The organism is Labrys sp. E2SS-1L (assembly GCF_057073705.1).
In genome coordinates, this window is sequence record NZ_CP172713.1 from 1,342,428 (window position 1) to 1,363,439 (window position 21,012).

A 21,012-nucleotide genomic window follows, 5' to 3' on the forward strand; every position below is an offset into this window, starting at 1 on the left:
TTATTTCAATCGGCTTCTGGCGATGACGCCATCGGTGTAATCGAGGCGCTCGAGGGCCTTGTCGTGATCCTGGAGGGCCACCAGCGCGTAGAGCGCATCCATGGCGGTGAGCTGCGCCATCTTGGAGACCATCGATTCATACATGCCTTCGCCACCCGTCGGTTCGGGTGCGGCGCCTGGCAGGGTCAGCACGGCGTCGGCCTGCTTGGCGAGAGGCGAACCGCCGGCAGAGGTGATGGCGATGGTGGGCATGCCCAGGGCCTTCGCCTCGCGCAGCGCTTCGACCGTACTCTTGGTGCGGCCGCTGTCACTGATGCCGATGGCGACGGCGCGCCCGGCCAGGCCCGCCACCGAGAACATCTGGATATTGGCATCGCGGTTGAAGATGCAGGCCTTGCCGATGCGCAGGAAACGCATGACGCCATTCTCCGCGGCAAGGAGCGAGGATCCGACCGCGAAGAACACGATGGTGTGGTGTTCTGAAACCAGGAGCGCCGCCTTCCGCAATTCGGCGGGATCCAGCGTCATCGTGGCGCCGGTGATGATCTCGGCCTGGCGGCGCGATACCTTGGCGATGATCGCGGCGGCATCGTCCCCCGGCGCGATGCCTTCATAAACTTCGTGCTCGGCCGCCCTGCCCCGGGCCGCTTTGCGCGTCAGCCCTTCGGCCAGCATGATGCGGAACTCCTGATAGGAATCGGCACCGACCAAGCGCACGAAACGGCTGACGGACGACTGGGAGACACCGGCTTCCTCGGCCAGTTCCTTGATGCTCATGGCCTTGGCATCGGCCGTCTTGTCGAGCACGAAATCGGCGATGCGCCTCAGGGTTGGATTGAGCCCGCCGCGCAGAGCGTTGATGCGTCGCGTAATCTCCGTTTGCGGTCCCTGCACAGGTCACTCCCAAAACCGTTCGTCGGGCGCTCTGCTTAGCATCATTCGGAGCCCTCGCTTATGAAAGTAACTTTCTTTCTTTGTATCTTGCAAGGAAATTTCCTTCTAGACACCCAGGTCCGCCGATGCTAGCGTTTCGGCCTATCGAACTTCCCCGCAAAGTGGGAAGCGGCAAGAAATTGTGAGGGAGAAAGCTCGTGAAAAGACTATATTCCTGCCTGGCTGCAGCGGCCTTTGCCTTGTCAGCCGCCACTTTCAGTGGCCAGAGCGCAGCTCAGGAGCATAAGAGGACGTATTACTACGCCTCCCAATTGCAGGGGCACCCCTATCTTCTCGATTCTCTACTTGGCATGGACTATGCCGCCAAGAAATTCGGCGTGAACATCGTCACGCTCGGCCCGCAGAGCTGGGATCCGGTGGCGCATGCCGAAGCGGTAGAACAGGCCATCGCCAAGAAGCCGGACGGCATCGTGACCACGCTGTGGGAGCCTGGCGCCGTGCCAGCGATCAAGCGTGCCATGAGCCAGGGCATCCCGGTGGTGGTGATCGAGGCGGTAACGCCCGACAGCGGCGCCCTGACCTTCGTGGGCCTGGACAATTACGAGGCCGGCGTGGACACGGCCAAGGAATTGATCAAGCGGGCGGGCAAGACAGGCAAGCTGGTGGTCTCCGGCAATTGGGGAGCCTCCAACACGGACGCCAAGTTCAAGGGCCTGATGGACTACCTCAAGGCCAATTCGCAATGGGAGCTGCTCGGCCGCGTCGACGACAAAGCGACCACCGAGACCGCGATCGACGCCGCCAAGACCATGTTCAACACCTATAAGGACATGACCGGCGTCATCGGGTTGGATTCCTCGTCCGGGACCGGTATCTGCCTGGCGGCCGAGGAGCTCGACAAGGACATCAAGCCTCTCACCGTCATCGTGCATGACCGCGAGGCGCCGGTCCTGGAATGCGTCCAGAGCGGCGACATCGATGCCACCATCGTCAACAAGACGGCACTGCAGGCCTATATGGCGATCCAACTGCTCGAAGCCTACAACGACGAGAAGGTCGGCCTCGCCACCGTGCCGATCTCCAGCGACAACAAGGCAGCCGGCGTCATCCCCTTCCCGCAATATATCTACATGGGAACGCAGGTGATCGATAAGGACAACATCCAGTACTTCCTGGCCGCCAACATGCCGAAGTTCAAATAGGCCCGGGCTTCGCAGGATCCCGCTCCTTCGCCTGCAGAGCGTGCGTCTGCGGGCGAAGGCCCTTCGCGAAGACCGCTTCGGATCATCAAGTCAGGAATGCCAGCCATGGCGGACATCGTCCTCTCGCTGAAGGATGTCACCAAGTCGTTCGGTGCGGTGAAGGCCCTCGGCGGCATCAGCTTCTCCGTGCGACGGGGCGAGATTCACACGCTCCTCGGCGAGAACGGTGCCGGCAAGAGCACCACTCTCAAGATCATCAAAGGCGACGTCACCCCGACGACCGGCACGGTAATCATCGATGGCGAGACCGTCACCGAGTTCCTGCCCTCGAATGCCGCCAGGCACGGCATTGCCATGGTGCACCAGGAACTCGCCGTCTTCGAAAACATGACGGTGGCCGAGAATATCTTCGTCGACAGCCCGCCGCTGCGCGGCGGTCTCGTGGACGTCACCGGAATGAATCGGCGCACGGCTGAACTCCTGGCGATGTTCGAGCTCGACATCGATCCACGCACCCGCGTGCTGGAGCTCACGCCCAGCCAGCGCCAGATCATCGAGATCCTGCGGGCCGTGAATGTCGAGCGCAAGATCGTCATCCTCGACGAGCCGACCTCCGGCCTCAACGCGCATGATTCAGGCATCCTCCTGAACCTGCTCGCCAGGCTCCGGACCAAGGGACAGACGATCCTGTTCGTCTCCCACCGTCTCGGCGACGTCATGCGCATCTCCGACCGCATCACCGTCCTACGCGATGGCGCCGTGGTGGAGACGCTCGACAACCAGGGTCTGCAGGAAAGCGATCTCGTCAACCGCATGGTGGGCCGCAAGCTGGCAGAAGTGCATCACCGCGACCGCCCGGCCAGGGCAAGCGAGGAGCCAATCGTCTTCAAGGTCGAGGGGGCAAGGCGGCAGGATGGTTTCGAGGACGTCTCCCTGTCGCTGCGCCGCGGCGAGATCGTCGGCGTCTACGGCCTCGAGGGCTCCGGCACGGCGGAGCTCTCGCGCTCCCTCTTCGGCCTCGATCCTATCGAGGGCGGGCAGATGGAAATTTCCGGCAAGGCCGTCGCCTCGCTCGAACCCCGCCGCATGATGGCGGCGGGTGTCTCCTATCTCAACGCCAACCGCAAGGATGCCGGCCTCTTCATGCAGCGCAGCATTGCCGACAATGTTTCGGCACCGGTATTGCGCCGTTTCGCGCGTCTGGGCTTTCTGAACGAAAGGAGCCTGGTGGCGCGGGCCGGCGAAGCGATCAGGCGTTTCGCCATCCGCGTCGCCGGCACCAATGTCCCGCCCCGGGAGCTCTCCGGCGGCAATCAGCAGAAGGTGATGCTGAGCGCCTGCCTGTCCTGCGATCCCACCATCATGATCGTCAACGAGCCCACGCGCGGCATCGATGTCGGCGCCAAGGTGGATGTGTACAGGGCGCTGACCGGCCTGGCCGACGAGGGGCGCAGCCTCCTGGTGTTTTCATCCGAGCTGCCCGAGATCCTGCTTCTCGCCGACCGCATCCTGGTGATGCGCGCACGCAGGGTCGCGGGCTGGCTCACCGGCACGGCGATGACCGAAGAGCAGGTCATGGCCCTGGCCGCCGGCAACAAGTGAGGATCGGATGAGCCAGCAAGAGACAGCTCCGCTTGCCGCGGCTGCGCCCTCGACCCCTGCCCGCCGGCGCGCCCGCCTCGGGACGATCCCGCTCCTGGTGATCACCCTCGCGCTCTGCGCCTTTCTCGCCATCACGCGTGAGAATTTCCTGACGGCGAGCAATCTTTATTCGCTTGCCTTCGCCGTCTCGATCGAGGCGCTGGTCGTGCTCGCCTTCACCTATGTGATGGTGCTGCGCGAGATCGATCTTTCCGTCGGCGCGGTCTACGCCCTTTCCGGCGTCCTATCGGGTTATCTCCTGTTGCAGGGCCTCTCGCTGCCGCTCGCCATCGCACTCGCCCTGGGTGCCGCCGCCCTGGTCGGCCTGGTCAACGGCTTCCTGGTCGTGCGTTTTCGCATCAATTCCTTGATGCTGACCATCGGCACCATGCTGATCGTGCGCGGCATCGTCGGCGTGATGACCACCACGCTGCGCGGCAACATCTTCCCGCGCGAATTTCGCAGCCTGGCCCGCCAAGCCTTCTTCGGCGTCAACCTCACCATCATCGCCATGATCGTCCTGGTGATTGCCGCCCTGCTCTTCCAATGGCGTAGCGTGCTGTTCCGGCAGATGTGCTACATCGGCGAAAACCTGCAATCGGCGACGATCTACGGCATCCGCACGGGCCGCATCAAGGTGCTCGCCTTCGTGGCATCGAGCCTGATGGCCGGTATCGCCGGCATCTACACCGCCTCGCGTATCACCCATGCCGATTCCAACATGGGGGTCGGGCTCGAATTCAGCATGATCACTGCGGCGGTCCTCGGCGGCGCCAGCCTCTATGGCGGGCGCGGCAACGCTGCCGCATCGGTGCTCGGCCTCTTCCTGCTCGCCGTGATCATCAACGGCATGGCGATGTACGACATCGAACCCGTCTTCCAGCAATTCGTCGTGGGAGCCCTGCTGATCGCCACCGTCGCGATCGACACGCTTCTCAACCGTCATCGCGTCTGAGGGAGACAGAAATGGCCACCCGTTCCGCCACCCCCAAGACGATGCCCTTGCTGAAGCGCTGGCGACTGGAGCAGGAGGCGATCACGCTGGGCGTGGTCGCCGCACTCGTGCTGCTGCTGGCCTTCGGCGCACCGGCCTTCCTCAATGCCAACAATCTCGACTCGCTGCAGACCAGCCTTGCACCGAACATGATCATCGCCATCGGCATGATGGTGCTGTTCATCACCGGCCTGTTCGACCTGTCGGTCGGGGCGGTCATGGGCCTGTCCGGCATCGTTACGGCCTATGCGCTGTCGGCCGGCTTCGGCATGGCCGGAGCCATCGTCTGCGGCCTCGCGGTCGGTGCCGTGATCGGGCTTGCCAACGGCGTTCTGGTCGCGGTCTTCAGGATCAACCACCTGATCGCCACGCTCGGCATGATGTACATGGTTCGCGGGCTGGTCGAGGTCATGCTGATCGGTACCGGCCTCGGCGGCTTCACCGAATTTCCGGCCGCCTTCACCTTGCTCGGTAACGGCCAGGTTTTCGGGATCTACGGCATGTTCATCTTCGCGCTGGGGCTGGTGATTGCCGGCGAGTTCATCCTGCGCCGTACCATACTTGGGCGGCGGCTCTATTTCCTCGGCGGCAATCCCGAAGCGGCCGGCATGATCGGCATCAACGCCACCCGTCTGCGCATCGGCGTCTTCGTCTTTTCCGGCTTGATGGCATCGCTGGCCGGCGTGCTGGTCACGGCCCGCATCGGCATGGCCAATCGCTATCTCGGCGTCGGGCTGGAGATGAACATCATCATCGCCTGCCTCGTGGGGGGCGGCAGCATTGCCGGCGGCAAGGGCTCGTTGATCGGGGCCATGCTGGGTGTGGGCTTCATCAGCCTGATGACGAATGCCTTCAATCTCTTCGAGGTCCCCTCCGAATGGCAAAGCTCGGTGATCGGTCTCGTCCTCGTGATCGTGGTGGTGATCGATGCCATCATGCTCCTGCGAAAGCAGCGGCTCTCATGGGCGACCATATTCGGCACGAGATCCCTTAAGGCAGGGCGATAGCGCCTGTGTCAGAGCAAGCCCCCCGGGGTCATCGGCACTCCAGCGCCATCGACCCGCCGTACCGGCGGGCACCTCGAAGCGCCAATTTGAATATGCAACGGCAAGGCTGGCTTCGCCCTCGCCTATGTGCGTCCCAACTATAAGCTTCGACAGCCGAGTTGAGGCTGGGGGCAAACCACCTGGCAAGGATGGACGATCTGCTTTTCGGAGGCTGTTTGTCACGTTTACGGCCCTGCAGGATGTGGCGGAGATCGTCTGCGCCACGGGGACAGGTGGCGACAGCCAACCCTTGATGGAGCGGTCTCCATGCAACGCTGCGCGGCGACCTGGGCACCATCCTGGGCTGGCTGGGCCGGAGCGGCGGCAAGGCCTGGCCTCAACGCAATAAATCCTGCGCCGGACGGGGCTTGCGCGTCGCGGTGATTGCCTCGGGCAGGATTTGCTCCTACATCGTGTTTCCCCTTAGCCTATCGATGTTTACCGGACCTGGCATCACGGGCTGGAAACAGGTGGTTTCGTGCTGTAGTGCAATTTCCATAGGTGATCCGCCGCGTAGCCATGCCTGGCTTGCTTCCTGAAATCGGTTGCTGCGTGGTGGTTGAACAAGCGTGCCACCGCAGGAAACCGCGCTTCAAGACACGAAGCCTTTGGAAGCCCGATACAGCCGCGCGCAAACGGCTCAGAAACAATAATATGTTCCCATGGGGCGGTCTTGAGATGAGATATGATTGAAGAATTTTGTATAAATATCTAAATTATATATGGAATTTCGTAATAAATCGGATTTTTTCGGAAAACACATGAAGATCATTGGCATATTGGGAGGAATGTCTGCCGCATCGACGCAGATCTACTATCGCAGGCTCTGCGAGATCACACGGCAACGCCTTGGTGGTTTGCACTCTCCGCAACTCTTGATCCGATCGCTCGACTTCGCAGAGATCGAGACGCTGCAAGTCAACGGTCAATGGGATCAAGCTGGGCGCCGATTGAACGTCGAGGCGCAAGCACTGGAACGCGGCGGCGCGGATATTCTCGTCCTGGCGACAAATACGATGCACAAACTGGCTGACCAGATGATGAGCGGCGTGAACATCCCCTTGATTCACATCGCGGATGCGACCGCAAATCGGATCGTCAAATCCGGCCTCACCAAGCCTGGCCTGATGGCGACCGCCTTCACCATGGAGCAGACTTTCTACACTGATCGCCTCAAGGCGGCCGCGCTCCAACCTGTTATTCCCCCTGACGCCGACCGCGCCGAGGTGCATCGCATCATCTACGATGAACTTTGCAAGGACATGACGACAGAGGAGAGCCGTTCGATCTATGAGGCGATCGCAGAGCGTTTAATTGTGAACGGCGCCGATTGCTTGATTCTCGGCTGCACGGAAGTCGGCATGTTGCTCAACGAGAGTAACGTCTCCGCCCCCGTCTTCGATACCACGCTGATCCATTGCGAGGCTGCCATCGACATGGCTTTGGCTGGCTAGAGCATCGCACCGAAAAGTGGACGCCGGTTTTCATAAAAAGCGATGCGACAACAATAACCTACAGCATCGGACTCGATTCCGAAATCAAGTCCGATGCTGTAGTGCTTTGAGAGGTCAGGACCTTGCGCTTCTCATCGACAAGCTCGATCGTGTTCTGGATATCGGGACATACCGGTCCCGTGACCGGCTCTAAAATCGCATTGCAACACGATCGGCCTTCGCGCCTGGCGGTCTGATTTTCGATCGCGCCATTCCTGATGCGAAGCTGCGTTGTGAGCTTGAGTTTTTTATAGCGAGATATCCGAGCTCGACTACCGGAGGAAGCGTTCCCGTGTTCCCGGCATTGGCACCAGGAAGAAGCAGGTGGATGGCCGCTCGACGAGCGGAAGGGAAGCCTTCAACACATGCGATGAGCCCACGGCGCTTGCGACCGCATCCGATACCCAACAAAACGGAGACGATGTTGACTTTGAAGGACGTAGCCGCTCCGCCCCCTGAGCGCACCTCTCCAATCGGGCTCGAAAACCACATCAGCGGTATCAGGTTGATCACCGGCGACGGACCGGCATGGAAAGACGTTTTCGTGCAGGTCTTCTCGCGCAATCGCACGCAACACTCTTTCCTCGTTCCTGCCGTCGCCGAGCCACTGATCGTTTGGGTCGTGTCGGGCAGCGCCACCGTCGCAGAACGGGATCTTGGCGGTGAATGGGCCACGAGTCGCGTGAGCGTGGGCGATTTCTTCCTGACGAGGTCACCCACTCCCTATGAACTGCAATGGCAGGCCGATGGCGATCAACCCTTTCAGGTGATGCACCTCTATCTCTCGGTCCCACTCTTCGAGAGGGTCGTGCGAGGGATTCTCGGAAAAGCCTGCAGTGACGTCACCGTGAAGGACGTCTCCGGGGGCAGCGACACCACGCTCTCGCATATCCTGAGCCTCCTTCATGGCGAACTGGCGATGGCAGAAAAAGCAAGCTCGCTGTTTGTTGAAGGCCTGGCCCAGGGCCTGGCTGTGCATCTGGTCCGCCATTATGCGGTTGCAGATACCGATAGGCGCGTCAGAAACGCCCTGCCTGGCTCGAAACTGCGACGGGCGACTGCCTTGATGACAGCCCGGCTCGATCAACCATTTGATCTCAACGGCCTGGCACATGAGGTGGGAATGAGCGAGTTCCATTTCAGTCGGCTTTTCAAGAGGGCGACAGGCCTTTCTCCCTCGCTCTACGTCATTCGCCAGCGAGTGGCCAAGGCGCAGCAATTGCTGCAGGAAACCGACTCCAGCATCCTCGAGATCGGCATGGCCGTCGGCTACTCCAGTCCCAGCCATTTCGCGCAGATCTTCCGTCGTGAAACGGGCCTGTCGCCAAGCGACTACCGTCGCGGCTGAGGCGCCAAGCTCGTCAGAAGTCAGAAACGAGCAAGATCCCGACAGCCTCCGCAAGGGGCCGGGAGAGAGAAAGACCAAGGTTTTCTAGATTCCTCCTTGCCGAAAAGCGAACGCCCTTCCGCTCCCCGGATCGGGTTCGAAGTCAACAAGGAGACACGTCATGACCAACCTCAGTGGAAAGGTCGCCCTGATCACCGGCGCATCGAGCGGTATTGGCGCGGCAACGGCCCTCAAGCTCGCAGGTGCGGGTGTCAAGGTCGGCATCGCCGCCAGGCGGACCGATAGCCTCGAAGCGCTGAAAGCCGACATCGCCAAGGAGGGCGGCGAAGCTCTCGTCATCCCGATGGACGTGGTCGATCCGGCCTCCGTCGAGGCCGGCGTCAAGATGCTGGTCGAAGCCTACGGTTCGATCGACATTCTCTTCAACAATGCAGGACTGATGCCGCTCTCCGATATCGACCAGTTCAAGACCGCCGAATGGCACCGCATGGTCGAGGTCAATGTCGGGGGCCTGCTCAATACGACGGCGGCGGTGCTGCCGCAGATGATCGAGCAGCATTCTGGGCACATCTTCAATACGTCCTCGATCGCCGGCCGCAAGGTCTTCAAGGGGCTCTCCGTCTATTGCGCCACCAAGCACGCGGTGACCGCCTTCTCCGATGGCCTGCGCATGGAGGTCGGGCAAAAGCACAATATTCGCGTCACCTGCATCCAGCCCGGCGCCGTCGCCACCGAGCTCTATGACCAGATCACAGACGCCGGCTACCGCCAGCAGATGGAGGATCTTGCCAAGCAGATGACCTTCCTGCAGGGCGAAGACGTCGCCGAGACCATTCTGTTTGCGGCCCAGGCACCGGCCCATGTCAACGTTGCGGAACTCTTCGTTCTGCCAATCGAGCAGGGCTGGTAGGCGCCTTGCCGACGATCGCCGGTCACCCCGACAGCATTCACGCCAACCGTCACGAGCAAGAAAAGGAAGATGCGCGAGGCTCGGCCTGCGCATCCGGCATCACTCGGCGATCGAGGCCAGGGCAAGGTCAACAACATGCATTTCTGTCGATTGCCTATCATAGTCGTTCACCTCATTTGGAGGCAACGCCGACTGTCTACCGAAATGACCATCGGATGATAGGATGGGGCTGACGACAGACGCTCCGCGCCGATCGACTGGCGCACGGCGACCTGATTTCGTCGCGAGATGCTCAGGCATCGCCGTGCTCCGCCTGCGGCCTCTCCCGGTGCACTGACAGGACGCTAATCGGCGCTGATCTGAACTGATCGCCCGGTCGGAGCCGCGATTTTGCGTCCGGAGCTCGTATCGCCCACAATAGTCGGGCGACAGGCCGCACTATGCTCTTGCACGACGCATCTCGCTGAAGCTGAGCCATAGAGCGGAAACCAGGAAATAGAAAGCGCCGAGGCCCGCATATCCTGCAATGTCGGCAATCGACGGCAGTTCCGGCATTCGCGCCTGAGCGATGAAGAAGGCACCTGCCACGGCAGACTGGCCGCCACTCAGGATCATGGCCCACTGGCCACCACGCGTCTTCCAGCGGCGAAGCGCCGTGCCCAGTTGCAGGAGACCCGAAAAGATAGCCCAGAGACCAAAGACGCCGAGAACCCAATTCATGCTCATCGTGAGCGCAATAATCACGACAGCGATCATCACCGAACTGACGGCCACGTTGATCGCTTGGCTCCGGTTATTTGCCAAGCCGCCGTTTCGTGCTGCGTCGACGAAGTTGGCCGCTGCGTCCCAGGCCGGATATAGGATGAGCAGGGCCGCCGCGACGGGAAAAGAATGACGACCGGCGGTCAATGCCGCTGCAACCCAGATTCCAGAAAACACGGCTCGGGCGAAATAATATCGCTTCAACCAATGGTCTTTGTCGCTCGCCGCTAAGCTCTTTTGATCGGTAGGCATGATAATTTCCTATGAAGTGTTGAAAAAGGTTGGTTTGTTGGTCGATGTCAGCGTGCTGAAATGCCCTGTCGATCGGTTTGATCGGGGAGGCTGGTCCCCGCGCCCTATCGCTGCTCTCATTTCTGATCTCGAGGGCTCATTTGCCGGCAACGCACATGGGTCGCACCGAAGCGAAGAGAACATTCGCCGGACTCGGAGCGCGCATGGATTAGATCCCCGCGTACCACTCGTATCCTCGATCCTCCCAATAGCCGCCGTTTCCGCCCCATAGGCCGGCAAAGCTGTCGACGAGTTCGATGCGCATGATGTATTTCGCCTGCTTGTAACCCAATTGGCGTTCGACCCTCAGGCGCAGCGGGGCGCCATGGCCTATGCTCAGGTCCTGCCCATTCATTTGATAGGCAAGGATGGTCTGCGGGTGAAACGCGTCGATGAGATCGATGCTCTCATAGTACCGGCCACTTCCATCGAGCGTCTTCTCGAGCTCGTCGGCACAATGGAAGACCACGTAGCGCGCCGTGGGCTTCAGGCCGGCCAAGCGCAGGAGGCTCAGGAGCGGAACACCCGTCCACTTGCCGATGGCGCTCCAACCCTCGACGCAGTCATGGCGGGTGATCTGAGTGCGCGCCGGGAGCTTTTTGAGGTCCGCGAGCGATATCTCCTGGGGTCGCTCCACCAAGCCGCCTATCTTCAGTCTCCAGCCCTGGAACTTACCCTCCGCCAGTTCCACATATTCGTCGCTGTCGGGAGCATTGGTGCCATTGACGCGGAAAGAGGGCGAAATATCGCTCTCGGCAAATTCACGGGCCAAGGCATCATGCCCCTGAAGCAGCCGCTGAGCCTTCATCGTCAGCTTCTCCGCTGAACGCAGGACGGCACCAATATCGGCATTTTGCTCCAACGCGTCACAGCCGGGAAGAGCCAGGACACTGGCTCCAAGCATGCTGCCAATCAGGAACCGGCGACGGGTGAGAAGTTGGTTCATGATTTGGGACTCTTTTCGTGAATGGCGTAGCGGCCAGTGATCATCGAGCGAAGATTGTTCCAAGCGCCCGACAGCGCGACCATCACGATGTGGACGATGACGAACAGCACCAGAAGAGATGCCGTGATGAAGTGGATGGTTCGGGCGGATTGGCGCCCGCCAAAGAAGTCGACCAGCGCGGGAAAAGCTGCGTCGATGCCGGGCGACATGGTCAGGCCGGTAAGGACCATCAGGGGCAGCAGAACGACAATCACGGCGAGATAGGTGAGCTTCTGCAGCGCGTTATACCGTCTTGCGTCTTCGCCCTCGGGGAAGCGAAGGCGGGCGTGATCAAGGACTTCGTGCCACAGATGGCGCGGTGAAAGTTCTCGCGTCGTCGGTGCCAGATCTCGCCTGAAGTGGCCGCTCAAGACACTGAAGCCGAGGTAAAAGATGCCGTTGAGGAGAAACAGCCAGGCAAAGAAGAAATGCCAGCGCCTTCCAGCCGCCAGATCCTGAAACGAAGGTATCGTGGCCCATGGCGGGAAAGCCCGCGATATCGGCTCGCCTTCCACGTCCGACACCCCCAGAACCCCGGTCGTCGCAAACTGCATGCCGGCGACACGCAAAAAACCGCGTGTCTGGGCGCCCTCGCCCTCCGAACCGATGGTCAGGACGGCACGATCCCCGTCTCCCCCATAATGGCCCCAGTACAATTCGGGATGAGCGTTGAAGATCTGAAGTCCACTCAAGAGGAGGAAACTCAGGCACAGCGCGTTCAGCCAATGCGTGAGCCTCGTGCTGAGGGAGTGACGGCGGATGAATACCGTTCGCCGATATCGGGCGTTATCATTGCTGGCATTTCCGTTCATGAAGACGCCCTCGGTTCTTGGCATTCATGGGTCTCGGGTCAGGCGGCATTTTCAGGCGCGCCGATCGAACCGGCGGAGTGACCGGATCGATCGGCGGCGAGGCGCTTCACATGGGCGGAACTACGCCATTCTTTCCGACAAGAACCTGATGGGCGATAGTGCCGGTTCCAGCCTTCTCGGCAGGTACGAAGACGACAGCGCCGGGAACAAGATCGTCCGCGGTCGCCGGCGCAAAGGTCACGATCGGCGTGCCGTCCGGAATGGAAATCTTCTTTTCCTTGCCATGATAGGACACCGTGACCGTCCGGCCATCGACACCTTTGACCGCATCCGCCACGGTAGCATTGGTCATGCTGCTGTTGGGCTTGAGGTCCCAGCCGTAGCTGCCCTCTCCTGTGCCTTTGAGTGCTGGCGGGAAGATGAGCACCTCCAGCGCGCCGTCACCACCGCCCTTCTTGGGCAGCGATGCAATACCGACGAAATCGCCAGGCTTGATGTCGGTTACCTTTGCATTCGCCACGCTGGATACTTTCCAGCCATCAGCAAGGGCCACATCGAGTGTCTCTCCTTCGCGGGTCTTTACCTTGAGGATAGACCCACTGTAATTGAGGATGCTGCCCCGGACATGGATCTGCCCTGCCTTCTTATCTTCGGCATGCACGGGCGATGCCAGCACAGCCGCCGAGGAGAGAGCCGACAGGCCAAGGGCGAGCGCCGGGAAAAAGTTCTTGATCATTGAATAACTTCCTACTAGTTGGTAGTTTATTGGATATAATTTCTGCGCGGGGCAGACTATTCCGCCCCGAGCGTTGTCAAGCAGCAGGCGACGACAGCCGCTCCAAGGTGGGCGCCAGAATGGTGGCGAACACGTCCGGGGTTCCGTAAGCGCGCGCTGAAAGCATGGCTCCATGCACGGACGCCATGAACGCCTCAGCCTCGATCCGCGGCTCGCTTGACAGCTTCAAGACACCCTCATTCGAGCCACGCTCCAAGACTGACGTCAGCCAACCCGATAGAAACCGGAAAAAGGCCCTCACTTCCACCGCCACTTCCGGGGGCAGCGCCGGCAACTCGCTGGCGAGCAGAGCGCAAACGCAAAAAGGAATGCTCGCATCCTCAATGCACTTGGCCCAGAAGCCCGCATAGGCTTTGAGGAGTTCGACAGGACTGCGCACATTCCGCTCAAGCCCCGCCAAACCTGACTCGGCTTCTTCGCGATATCGCCGCACGAGCGTACGGACCAAGTCCACCTTGCTTGGAAAATGGTGATGAATACTGGCCTTGCGGATCCCAACGACTTCAGCGATGTCGGCGTAGCTGAAACCGTTATACCCCCCATTCATGATGAGGGAGCGCGCAGAGGCCAGGATATCGTCAGACGTCGTCGAGAGATTGCTCATGGGACTTGTCTACCTTTTAGTAGGGAGGCCGTCAAGCGTAAATCTGTTTTCCGCCTGCTTCATAGCTGAACACGCTCGGCCCCGGCATCGCAAATGACCCGCAAGGCCTTCCACCCTGTTTCAAATCCACCAAATGCCGGGACTTCTCTATTCGGCGTGTTGAAGTCAAGCGCTTTCGAGCTCCCTCATCCAAGGGGTTTCGATGCCATTCGCGGGGCCTCGCTTCTCTTCGGGATCGGCGCTTTTGGCCATCCCAGGATGGGATCAGTTGGAATGAAGGGAGCAATCTAAACAGCGTTCTCACCATGTTGCCATGGTCGACACGAGTCCCGGCACGCTCTTCCCCATCCTCCGTCCCGCGAAGGACATCTATCCACCCCAAGGCGGATTCCGTTATTGGTCGCTGCGTTCTGTTCGTCGATGAATCAGCTACATCACCGCTGACGTATCTTCTCGAGCCCAACGGAACTCGCTGCCATCAATCCATATCCTGTGCATGATGACCGCCAATCTGCGTGCAAGGGCGACTGTAGCCCTTTGTCGGCCACGGCGTTTGGCAATATTCATCGCCCACGCTTTCAACCATGACCACTTCTTCACGACGGTCAGCAAGACTTGTGCGGCCTCATAAAGCAGCGTCCGCATCATGGCGTCGCCGCACAGTGAAACACGTCCGACTCGATAGTCTTCCCCTGATTGATGCAGCCGTGGCGTCAAACCGAGGGAAGGACCCACAGCCTTCGAATTCCTGAAGCGTGCCGGAATGTCGACCGTGGCTTTGAAAGCCAACGCAACAACGGGACCCACGCCAGGCACGGTCATCAATCGTCTGCAAACAGGGTCATGCTTCACAAGCGACAATAATTTTCCCTGCAAAACCATGAACTGTTCGCGCAGTTTCTGACGAGCTGCCAGCAGAGGTTCCATGATCTCGGCCAAGTCGGAGATGCCATCGACAAGTTCACGGATTCGGTCGCCGAACTTGATTACACCCACAATGCCGACCTTAAGCCCGAAGTTGCGCAGCAGCCCACGAATATCGTTCTCGATTGCCACTGCCTTTTCCTGCAACAGCTTGCGCGCGGTCAGCAAAGCTCGGCGTTTCTGGCTGGTGAGCGTCTTCACATGCACGGGCCGGAACAAGTTGACCCGCATCATCTGGGCAATGCCACGGGCGTCGTTGCGATCGCTCTTATTCACCTGTGCCTTCAGGTAGGCCTTCGTGTGCCGTGTCTCGATGCAAACCACCGGTAGCTCGGCTGCCGCCATCCCGCTGAACAGCCACTGTGACAGCGGTCCTGCTTCAAGTCCGATGCGAGTCGCTGGCATCGCAGGATCATTGAGCAACCGCACCAAATCGTCGGGATAGCTCGGAATCTTGGTCTCACGGCAAATCTTGCCGGCTTCGTTCACGATACAAACCGAGGTCTCTTTGACCGAGACGTCCAGGCCAACATAATATGACATGCTGCGCTTCTCCACCTGATGCTTGTGGCTGCTCCAAAACAGACCGCGATTATCATCAGCTCGAAGCGCAGCACCTCAATGGGGAAAACGAGGGGCCCAGACAGCCGAATACCCCATCTAAACACGTAGCCTTGTCGCGACTTCACATCGCCGCTGCGGCAGAGCCGGCACTAGTCCTGGAAGCTGGCGCAGGCTTTACGCAGCCAATCGGCGAAGTCCGCAACCTTCCTTCTGGCGTCCTCCTGGGCCGGATAGAAGGCAAAGTAGCCGTAGCCGCTCGACACGACCCGATCGAAGGGTGTCACCAGATCGCCACGCCTGAGATCCTCCACTGCCATGCCCAGATCTCCCGTGACGACGCCCAAGCCGGCAGCGGCGGCAGTAAGGGCAAAATCATGGGTATCGAAAACCTGGTGGCTGAAGGCCTTGAAATTATATTGCCCCTCCGCCCGCAGCCAGAGAACCCAATCGCTATGGCGCACGTTCGAATGCAACAAGGTGAACTGCGACAGGTTGTGCAGATTGGCTGGCGACCCGAGCGCGGCGGCCACGCTCGGCGCGCACATCGGCGTCAGGCGTTCTTCCAGGAGGGGAATGACATCCATGCCTGGCGACGTGCCATTGCCATAGGTTATCACCATGTCGACATCCCCCAACCCGAAGGTCGGCCTGATAAACCAGGCCGTGTCGATGCTGATACTCAGGTCCGGATGAGCCTGCTTGAGAAGCGGAAGTCTTGGAAGCAGCCACCTCCGCGCGAAGGTCGGCGTCATGCGCACCGTCAATGTCCGTGACTGGGCCCGCAAGGCTTCGAAAGAGTTCTTGAACGACAGGATCAGGCTTTCGACGATAGGCAGCAGCGCCTGTCCCTGCGCCGACACGACGACCTTGCGCGTATGCCGCTCGAACAGGCTGCAGCTGAAATAGTGTTCCAACTGCTGGATCTGCCGGCTGATCGCACTTTGGCTCAAGTTCAGTTGCTCTGCTGCCAGTGTAAAGCTGCCAGTTGCCGCGACCACGGCGAAGGTTTGAAGCGTCTGCAGGGGAGGCAGGCGATTGGCGTCGATCTTATGCTCCAATTTACCCCCGTCGGTTCAAGGTCCCTGTCGGCAATGTCAAACCATAGGCAAAGCCTGCGCTTTCCAAAAGGGCACAGGCTCCTGACTTACAGGTGGGTGGATGGTCGGGCCAGCATTGCACGAACTCGTGCGATCTGGCGGTGGACCTGTCCAGGCGCCGTTCCGCCGGTATGGTTGCGGCTGGCCACGGAGCCTTCCACGGTCAGGACCTGATAGACATCATCGCCGATCACGGACGCAAAGCGACGCATGTCGGCCAGGGCGAGTTGCGACAAGGTTCCAAGCCCCCGCTCCCGGGCCAGGCCGACAATGGCCGCCACCGCATGATGGGCATCGCGAAACGGCAGGCCGGCGCGCACCAGATAGTCCGCAAGGTCGGTCGCAGTCGAATAGCCCTTGTCCGCGGCGGCGAGCATCTTGTCCTTGTGCACCTTGATGGTACGGATCATCTGTGCGACCACGGACACGGCGCCGCGCGTCGTCTCCAGCGTATCGGTAAGCGGTGGCTTGCACTCCTGCTGGTCCTTGTTGAACGCCAGCGGCAGGTTCTTGTTGAGCGTCACCGCAAAGCTCAGATTGCCAATCACACGCGCCGCCTTGCCCCGCACGAGTTCGGCGAGATCGGGGTTGCGTTTCTGGGGCATGATGGACGAGCCGGTGCAGAACTGGTCACCGACCTCGATGAAATCGAACATCGGGGTGCACCACATGATCACTTCCTCGCAAAAGCGGGAGAGGTGGACCATGATGAGAGCACCGGCATTGGCGATGTCGCAGATGTAGTCGCGATCGGAGACCGCATCCAGCGAGTTGTGGCAGACGTCGGCAAAGCCGAGGGCCTGCGCACTATATTCGGGATCGATGGGGTAGCCGCTGCCGGCAAGGGCTGCGGCCCCCAGGGGCGAGACGTTGAGCCTGTCGCGCGCCTGGCCCACGCGCTCGAGGTCACGCAGGAACATTTCGGCATAGGCCATCAGATGATGGCCGAAGGTGATGGGCTGGGCGACCTGCAAATGGGTGAAGCCCGGCATGATGGTCGCGGCATGCTGTTCGGCAAGATCGACGAAGGATGCGATGAGGACCTTGATCTCGCCGGCGAGCGCATCGAGTTCGTCACGGGCGTAGAGGCGGATATCGGTGGCATTCTGGTCGTTGCGCGAGCGGGCGGTGTGGAGCCTCTTGCCGGCATCGCCGACGAGGTCGGTCAGGCGCTGCTCGACATTCATGTGAACGTCTTCCAGCTCCTTCTTCCATGCGAAGGTGCCCTCGCGCATTTCCCGCGCGATCGCCGCAAGCCCACCCTGGATGGCTTCGTTGTCGGCTGGCGAAATGATCCCGGCACGCGCCAGCATGTCGGCATGGACCCGCGATCCGGCCACATCGTGCAGGGCAATGCGCTTGTCCTGATCCAGGCATTCGTGGAAATCCCGGAAGTCGGCGGACACCGGTTCCTTGAACAGGGGAGACCAGGTCTTGTCGGTAGAGGTTGTCATGCCTTAGCTCCTGACATTGGAATTGCGGGGGACGGATGCCGGAGCAAGGCGGACAGGCAATGAACTGCCGGTTGGCGCTCCAGATTCAGCACGAAGTCCCGGATGGCGTCGCTGCGATCGAGCCCTACGACGCCGGATGCCAGGCCGGTGAACTTGGCGATCACGGCTTCATCGGCCATCGGGTTTGCCGGACTGCCCAATGGCTGTTCCACCGTCTCGACGAAGCGGCGACCGTCCCCGGTGGTGACGGCAATCACGGGCTCGGCATCATCGCTCATGTCTGGATCGGCTTCTGTCCGGATGAACGACAACCAGCGCGCGATCTGGGGATGCATGCGAGCAGTCTCCCCGAGTTCCGCCAAGGTCACCTGTCCGTATTGGAGCCTTGCGGCCAGGGCATAGGGCAAGCTCATCTGGGCATCGGCCCGGGTTGATACCGATTTTCCGCCGCACATGCCGATCTGAAAGGCACTCATGCGCACCTCGATTGCCGCGACGTCTTCGGGCACGAGCCCCTCCCGGCCGAGAACGAGCCCGATGGCGTCGATGGCCGAATGCGTTCCGCGGCAGGTGGCATAAGGCTTGATCGAGCAGCGGTTCAAACGCCAGTTCTGGCCGAAATCCGAGACCAGCAGGCCGGTATCGCCGGTGTGGCGTGCGAAGGTCGAAAAGAAACCTCCCCAGCATTGCGCATCGAAGAGTGCCGCCGGACCGGTCAGCGAAGCGCGAGCCAGTTTTGCGGCGATCAGGCCCCCCTCGGCTGCGCGCCCGGCGTGGAGTTTCTTGGCCTGGCTCCCATCCTGGATGAAGGCCCAGGTTCCGCCGGCATAGGAACAGGCCAAGCCTAGTGCGGAAGTCAATTGCGGCGTATCGAGGCCAAGCAGCACGCCGGCTGCCGCCGCAGCGCCGAAGACGCCGCAGGTGCCGGTCGAATGCCAGCCCAGCCCGTTATGGGCTTCATAACCACCGGAGGCTTCCAGCACGCGGCGACCGACCTCATAGCCGATCAGGATGCTCTTCAGGAAACCGGCCCCGTCGACGGAAACCTGGACATCGGTCAAGGCGGCAAGAACCGCCGGCAGGACGACTGCACCGGAATGATCGCAGCCGCCGGCATCGTCGAGCTCGAAGGCGTGGGCCGACACACCATTGACGAAGCTCGCGGTCCGGTTGTCCAGCATGAGGCCAATACCCCAGACGGGCGTGTCGCCGGTGTCCCGCCCCAGGCCGAGGCCGTGGATCACGGACCGTGTTTCCGGCGAAGCCGATCCGGCCAGAGCCGCGCCGAGCGTGTCGAGGATATGAAGTTTCGCCTTGTGGACGGTGGCGGCGGGAAAGTCCGAGAACCGGACCTGCCCGATCTTGCGCGCCAGGTTTTCTGCCAGAAATTCACTCATCGCAGGCCTCTTCCCTGCGGTAGGCCTCGAAGACTTCCAGCGGATGGTCGGCAGGTGCGGGCGATACCCGCTGCGCCGCCCACGCCGCCAGGTCTCCGCCCGTCGTCAACCAGACATCGTCATGGTCGAGTATGTGATGCAGCAGGTCCTGGAGAATGAAGATACGGCCGGGCGTACCCAGCATTTCGGGGCGGACCTGGAGCACGTAGCACAGGCCATAGCGCCGATAGGCGTCGAATTCGGTGATCCAATTGTGCAGGACGCCGTCGTAGGACGCGATACGCCCAAGGCCCTTCGGGAAGGGAGGCGTGAAATTGAACTGAAAATAGGGTCGATCCTCCAGCTCGATATGGACGGGGATCTCGACCAGCGAAGAGCGGTGCAGATAGGGCAGATCATCACCGTTGAGCGAGGCCGACCATTTGAAGCCGGCCTCGACCAAACACTGGTCGAAATGCCGCGGCCATCTTCCTTGCGGCAGACGAAAGCCATCGGCCGGGCGGCCTGCGATGTCTTCGATGATGGCACGCGAGCGCAGCAGGATTTCCTTGTGCTCTTCGGCCGGAAGCACCCCGAAATCCTCAAAGGCCAGGCCGCGGCAGGCGATCTCATGGCTGCTGCTGATCCGCCTCACGAGATCGGCATGTTTTTGAGCGACGAGCCCCGGCACGAACCAGCTGGTCCGCAGCGCCAGCTCATCGAACAATTCCAGGAGGCGATCGACGCCGCGCCTGGCACCATATTCCCACACCGAGAAACTCTTGCTCCGGTTCCTGAGATCGGGTGCCCGAGCGATGGCATCCAGGCCATCGTCGAACAGCACGCTCACCACCACGGCGCAGGATTTGCCCGCCGGCCAGGAAAACCTCTCGGGCGCATCGACGTTTTTAAAAACGGTCATGTCACGCAATCACTTCGTCGGAAAACCGTGCAGATCGAGCCACCACTGCGCGACGTCGCGGCAGCGGGCGACCCAGACATCGTCATGGGCGCGGATTGCCTCGAACAGGCCGCGCAGAATGGCGAGGCGGCCAGGTTTGGCGGACACTTTGGGATGGAAAATCGTGGTCCAGCATAATCCGTCGCGGTGAAAGCCCTCGAATTCGGCCCGCCAATTGCGTTCCACCGCCCGGAAATCGGGAATGCGATCGAGGCCCACGGGAAAATCCGGATCCTCGAAATAGGCGAGCGCCGTATAGTCGTCGATATCCCAACGGCCGGGTATTTCGACCAGCCCCGGCTTGCCGTCCGAGGAAGGATGGAAATAGGGGCGATCGTCCCCACGCATCGAACTTGAATAGACAATGCCGAAATCGCGCAGCAGCGCCGCTGTCTGCAGGCTCCAGTCCCCCGACGGCGTGCGAAAGCCGACCGGCCCGATCCCGAGCCTCTGTCTGAACACGGCCGCCGAGCGGTGCATGATCTCGAGCTGCTGGTCGGGCGTGCAGTCGATGAAGACTTCGTGGCGATGGCCGTGATAGGCGATTTCGTGCCCTGCCCGCAGGATCGCCTCGCATCGGGCCGGCCAATGCTCGACCACCCAGGTGGGGACGAAGAAGGTGGCGACGAGACTGTATTCTTCAAGCAGCCCCAGCAGGCGCGGCACGGCCCGCCAGGGGCCGTAGGCGCCCTCGGTAAAGTAACGCAGATTGTCGCGCAGGCTGCCGTCGAGCATGGCATCGCCCGTCGGTCCGTCGACATCGAAGGCCAGGGCGACGGCAGATCGTTTTCCGGAGGGCCAGGAAGGGCGCCTGCGGCCGTCATAAGGAGAGTCCAACATTTGAATATGACCGACGAG

General features: G+C 60.9%; 19 protein-coding genes. 7 read left to right on the forward strand and 12 right to left on the reverse strand.

All coding sequences use genetic code 11. The annotated features are described in order from the left end of the window. Window positions 1-894 carry a MurR/RpiR family transcriptional regulator gene (locus tag ACIGJE_RS31765; protein WP_311937225.1) on the reverse strand — a complete coding sequence of 298 codons (894 nt, stop codon included), beginning with the start codon at window positions 892-894 and terminating at the stop codon, window positions 1-3. A 197-nt stretch (window positions 895-1,091) separates the two neighbouring features. Here ACIGJE_RS31765 and ACIGJE_RS31770 point away from each other — a divergent pair, with 197 nt between their 5' ends. From ACIGJE_RS31770 to ACIGJE_RS31800, 7 genes are all read left to right on the forward strand, one after another. After that, window positions 1,092-2,096 (forward strand): substrate-binding domain-containing protein, encoded by a 1,005-nt coding sequence (locus ACIGJE_RS31770; RefSeq protein ID WP_415080852.1) that lies wholly within the window; start codon window positions 1,092-1,094, stop codon window positions 2,094-2,096. Window positions 2,097-2,201: 105 nt separating this feature from the next. Beyond that, complete coding sequence (locus ACIGJE_RS31775) at window positions 2,202-3,698, forward strand: sugar ABC transporter ATP-binding protein (RefSeq protein ID WP_415080850.1); 1,497 nt, start codon at window positions 2,202-2,204, stop codon at window positions 3,696-3,698. A 7-nt stretch (window positions 3,699-3,705) separates the two neighbouring features. Continuing rightward, a complete protein-coding gene (locus ACIGJE_RS31780; protein WP_311937231.1) occupies window positions 3,706-4,692 on the forward strand; it encodes an ABC transporter permease in 987 nt (328 codons plus the stop codon). 11 nt (window positions 4,693-4,703) lie between these two features. Then, window positions 4,704-5,738, forward strand: coding sequence for an ABC transporter permease (locus ACIGJE_RS31785; RefSeq protein WP_415080848.1), 1,035 nt, complete (start codon window positions 4,704-4,706; stop codon window positions 5,736-5,738). Between the two features lie 800 nt (window positions 5,739-6,538). Beyond that, the gene (locus ACIGJE_RS31790; RefSeq protein ID WP_415080846.1) at window positions 6,539-7,231 is read left to right on the forward strand and encodes an aspartate/glutamate racemase family protein; all 693 of its coding nucleotides are present in this window, start codon (window positions 6,539-6,541) and stop codon (window positions 7,229-7,231) included. Between the two features lie 460 nt (window positions 7,232-7,691). Next, window positions 7,692-8,618, forward strand: coding sequence for a helix-turn-helix domain-containing protein (locus ACIGJE_RS31795; protein WP_394311620.1), 927 nt, complete (start codon window positions 7,692-7,694; stop codon window positions 8,616-8,618). Window positions 8,619-8,778: 160 nt separating this feature from the next. Continuing rightward, window positions 8,779-9,528 carry an SDR family oxidoreductase gene (locus ACIGJE_RS31800; protein WP_415080843.1) on the forward strand — a complete coding sequence of 250 codons (750 nt, stop codon included), beginning with the start codon at window positions 8,779-8,781 and terminating at the stop codon, window positions 9,526-9,528. Between the two features lie 438 nt (window positions 9,529-9,966). On the opposite strand, the gene ACIGJE_RS31805 is transcribed toward ACIGJE_RS31800, so the two are convergent. The 11 genes from ACIGJE_RS31805 to ACIGJE_RS31855 form a co-directional block, all read right to left on the reverse strand. Then, the gene (locus ACIGJE_RS31805; protein ID WP_311937244.1) at window positions 9,967-10,542 is read right to left on the reverse strand and encodes a DUF308 domain-containing protein; all 576 of its coding nucleotides are present in this window, start codon (window positions 10,540-10,542) and stop codon (window positions 9,967-9,969) included. A 208-nt stretch (window positions 10,543-10,750) separates the two neighbouring features. After that, window positions 10,751-11,527 (reverse strand): molybdopterin-binding protein, encoded by a 777-nt coding sequence (locus ACIGJE_RS31810; RefSeq protein WP_415080841.1) that lies wholly within the window; start codon window positions 11,525-11,527, stop codon window positions 10,751-10,753. Continuing rightward, the gene (locus tag ACIGJE_RS31815) at window positions 11,524-12,378 is read right to left on the reverse strand and encodes a cytochrome b/b6 domain-containing protein (protein ID WP_483680609.1); all 855 of its coding nucleotides are present in this window, start codon (window positions 12,376-12,378) and stop codon (window positions 11,524-11,526) included. Before ACIGJE_RS31815 ends, ACIGJE_RS31810 begins: the two co-directional genes overlap by 4 nt. 106 nt (window positions 12,379-12,484) lie before the next feature. Further along, the gene (locus ACIGJE_RS31820; RefSeq protein WP_311937252.1) at window positions 12,485-13,114 is read right to left on the reverse strand and encodes a hypothetical protein; all 630 of its coding nucleotides are present in this window, start codon (window positions 13,112-13,114) and stop codon (window positions 12,485-12,487) included. A gap of 76 nt (window positions 13,115-13,190) precedes the next feature. Beyond that, complete coding sequence (locus tag ACIGJE_RS31825; protein WP_415080839.1) at window positions 13,191-13,778, reverse strand: TetR/AcrR family transcriptional regulator; 588 nt, start codon at window positions 13,776-13,778, stop codon at window positions 13,191-13,193. Window positions 13,779-14,207: 429 nt separating this feature from the next. Next, window positions 14,208-15,245: an IS110 family RNA-guided transposase gene (locus tag ACIGJE_RS31830; RefSeq protein ID WP_394315757.1), complete on the reverse strand. Its 1,038-nt coding sequence runs from the start codon at window positions 15,243-15,245 to the stop codon at window positions 14,208-14,210. 170 nt (window positions 15,246-15,415) lie between these two features. Then, on the reverse strand, window positions 15,416-16,324 hold the full coding sequence (locus ACIGJE_RS31835) for a LysR substrate-binding domain-containing protein (RefSeq protein ID WP_415080837.1): 909 nt from the start codon (window positions 16,322-16,324) through the stop codon (window positions 15,416-15,418). Window positions 16,325-16,410: 86 nt separating this feature from the next. Then, entirely contained in the window at window positions 16,411-17,817 is a 1,407-nt protein-coding gene (argH, locus tag ACIGJE_RS31840) for an argininosuccinate lyase (RefSeq protein WP_483680612.1), read from the reverse strand. Then, a complete protein-coding gene (locus ACIGJE_RS31845) occupies window positions 17,814-19,214 on the reverse strand; it encodes an MmgE/PrpD family protein (protein WP_415080833.1) in 1,401 nt (466 codons plus the stop codon). Before ACIGJE_RS31845 ends, argH begins: the two co-directional genes overlap by 4 nt. Continuing rightward, a complete protein-coding gene (locus ACIGJE_RS31850) occupies window positions 19,207-20,115 on the reverse strand; it encodes a polysaccharide deacetylase family protein (RefSeq protein WP_415080831.1) in 909 nt (302 codons plus the stop codon). Before ACIGJE_RS31850 ends, ACIGJE_RS31845 begins: the two co-directional genes overlap by 8 nt. A gap of 9 nt (window positions 20,116-20,124) precedes the next feature. Beyond that, on the reverse strand, window positions 20,125-20,994 hold the full coding sequence (locus ACIGJE_RS31855; protein WP_483680614.1) for a polysaccharide deacetylase family protein: 870 nt from the start codon (window positions 20,992-20,994) through the stop codon (window positions 20,125-20,127). Between the last annotated feature and the right edge of the window lie 18 nt (window positions 20,995-21,012).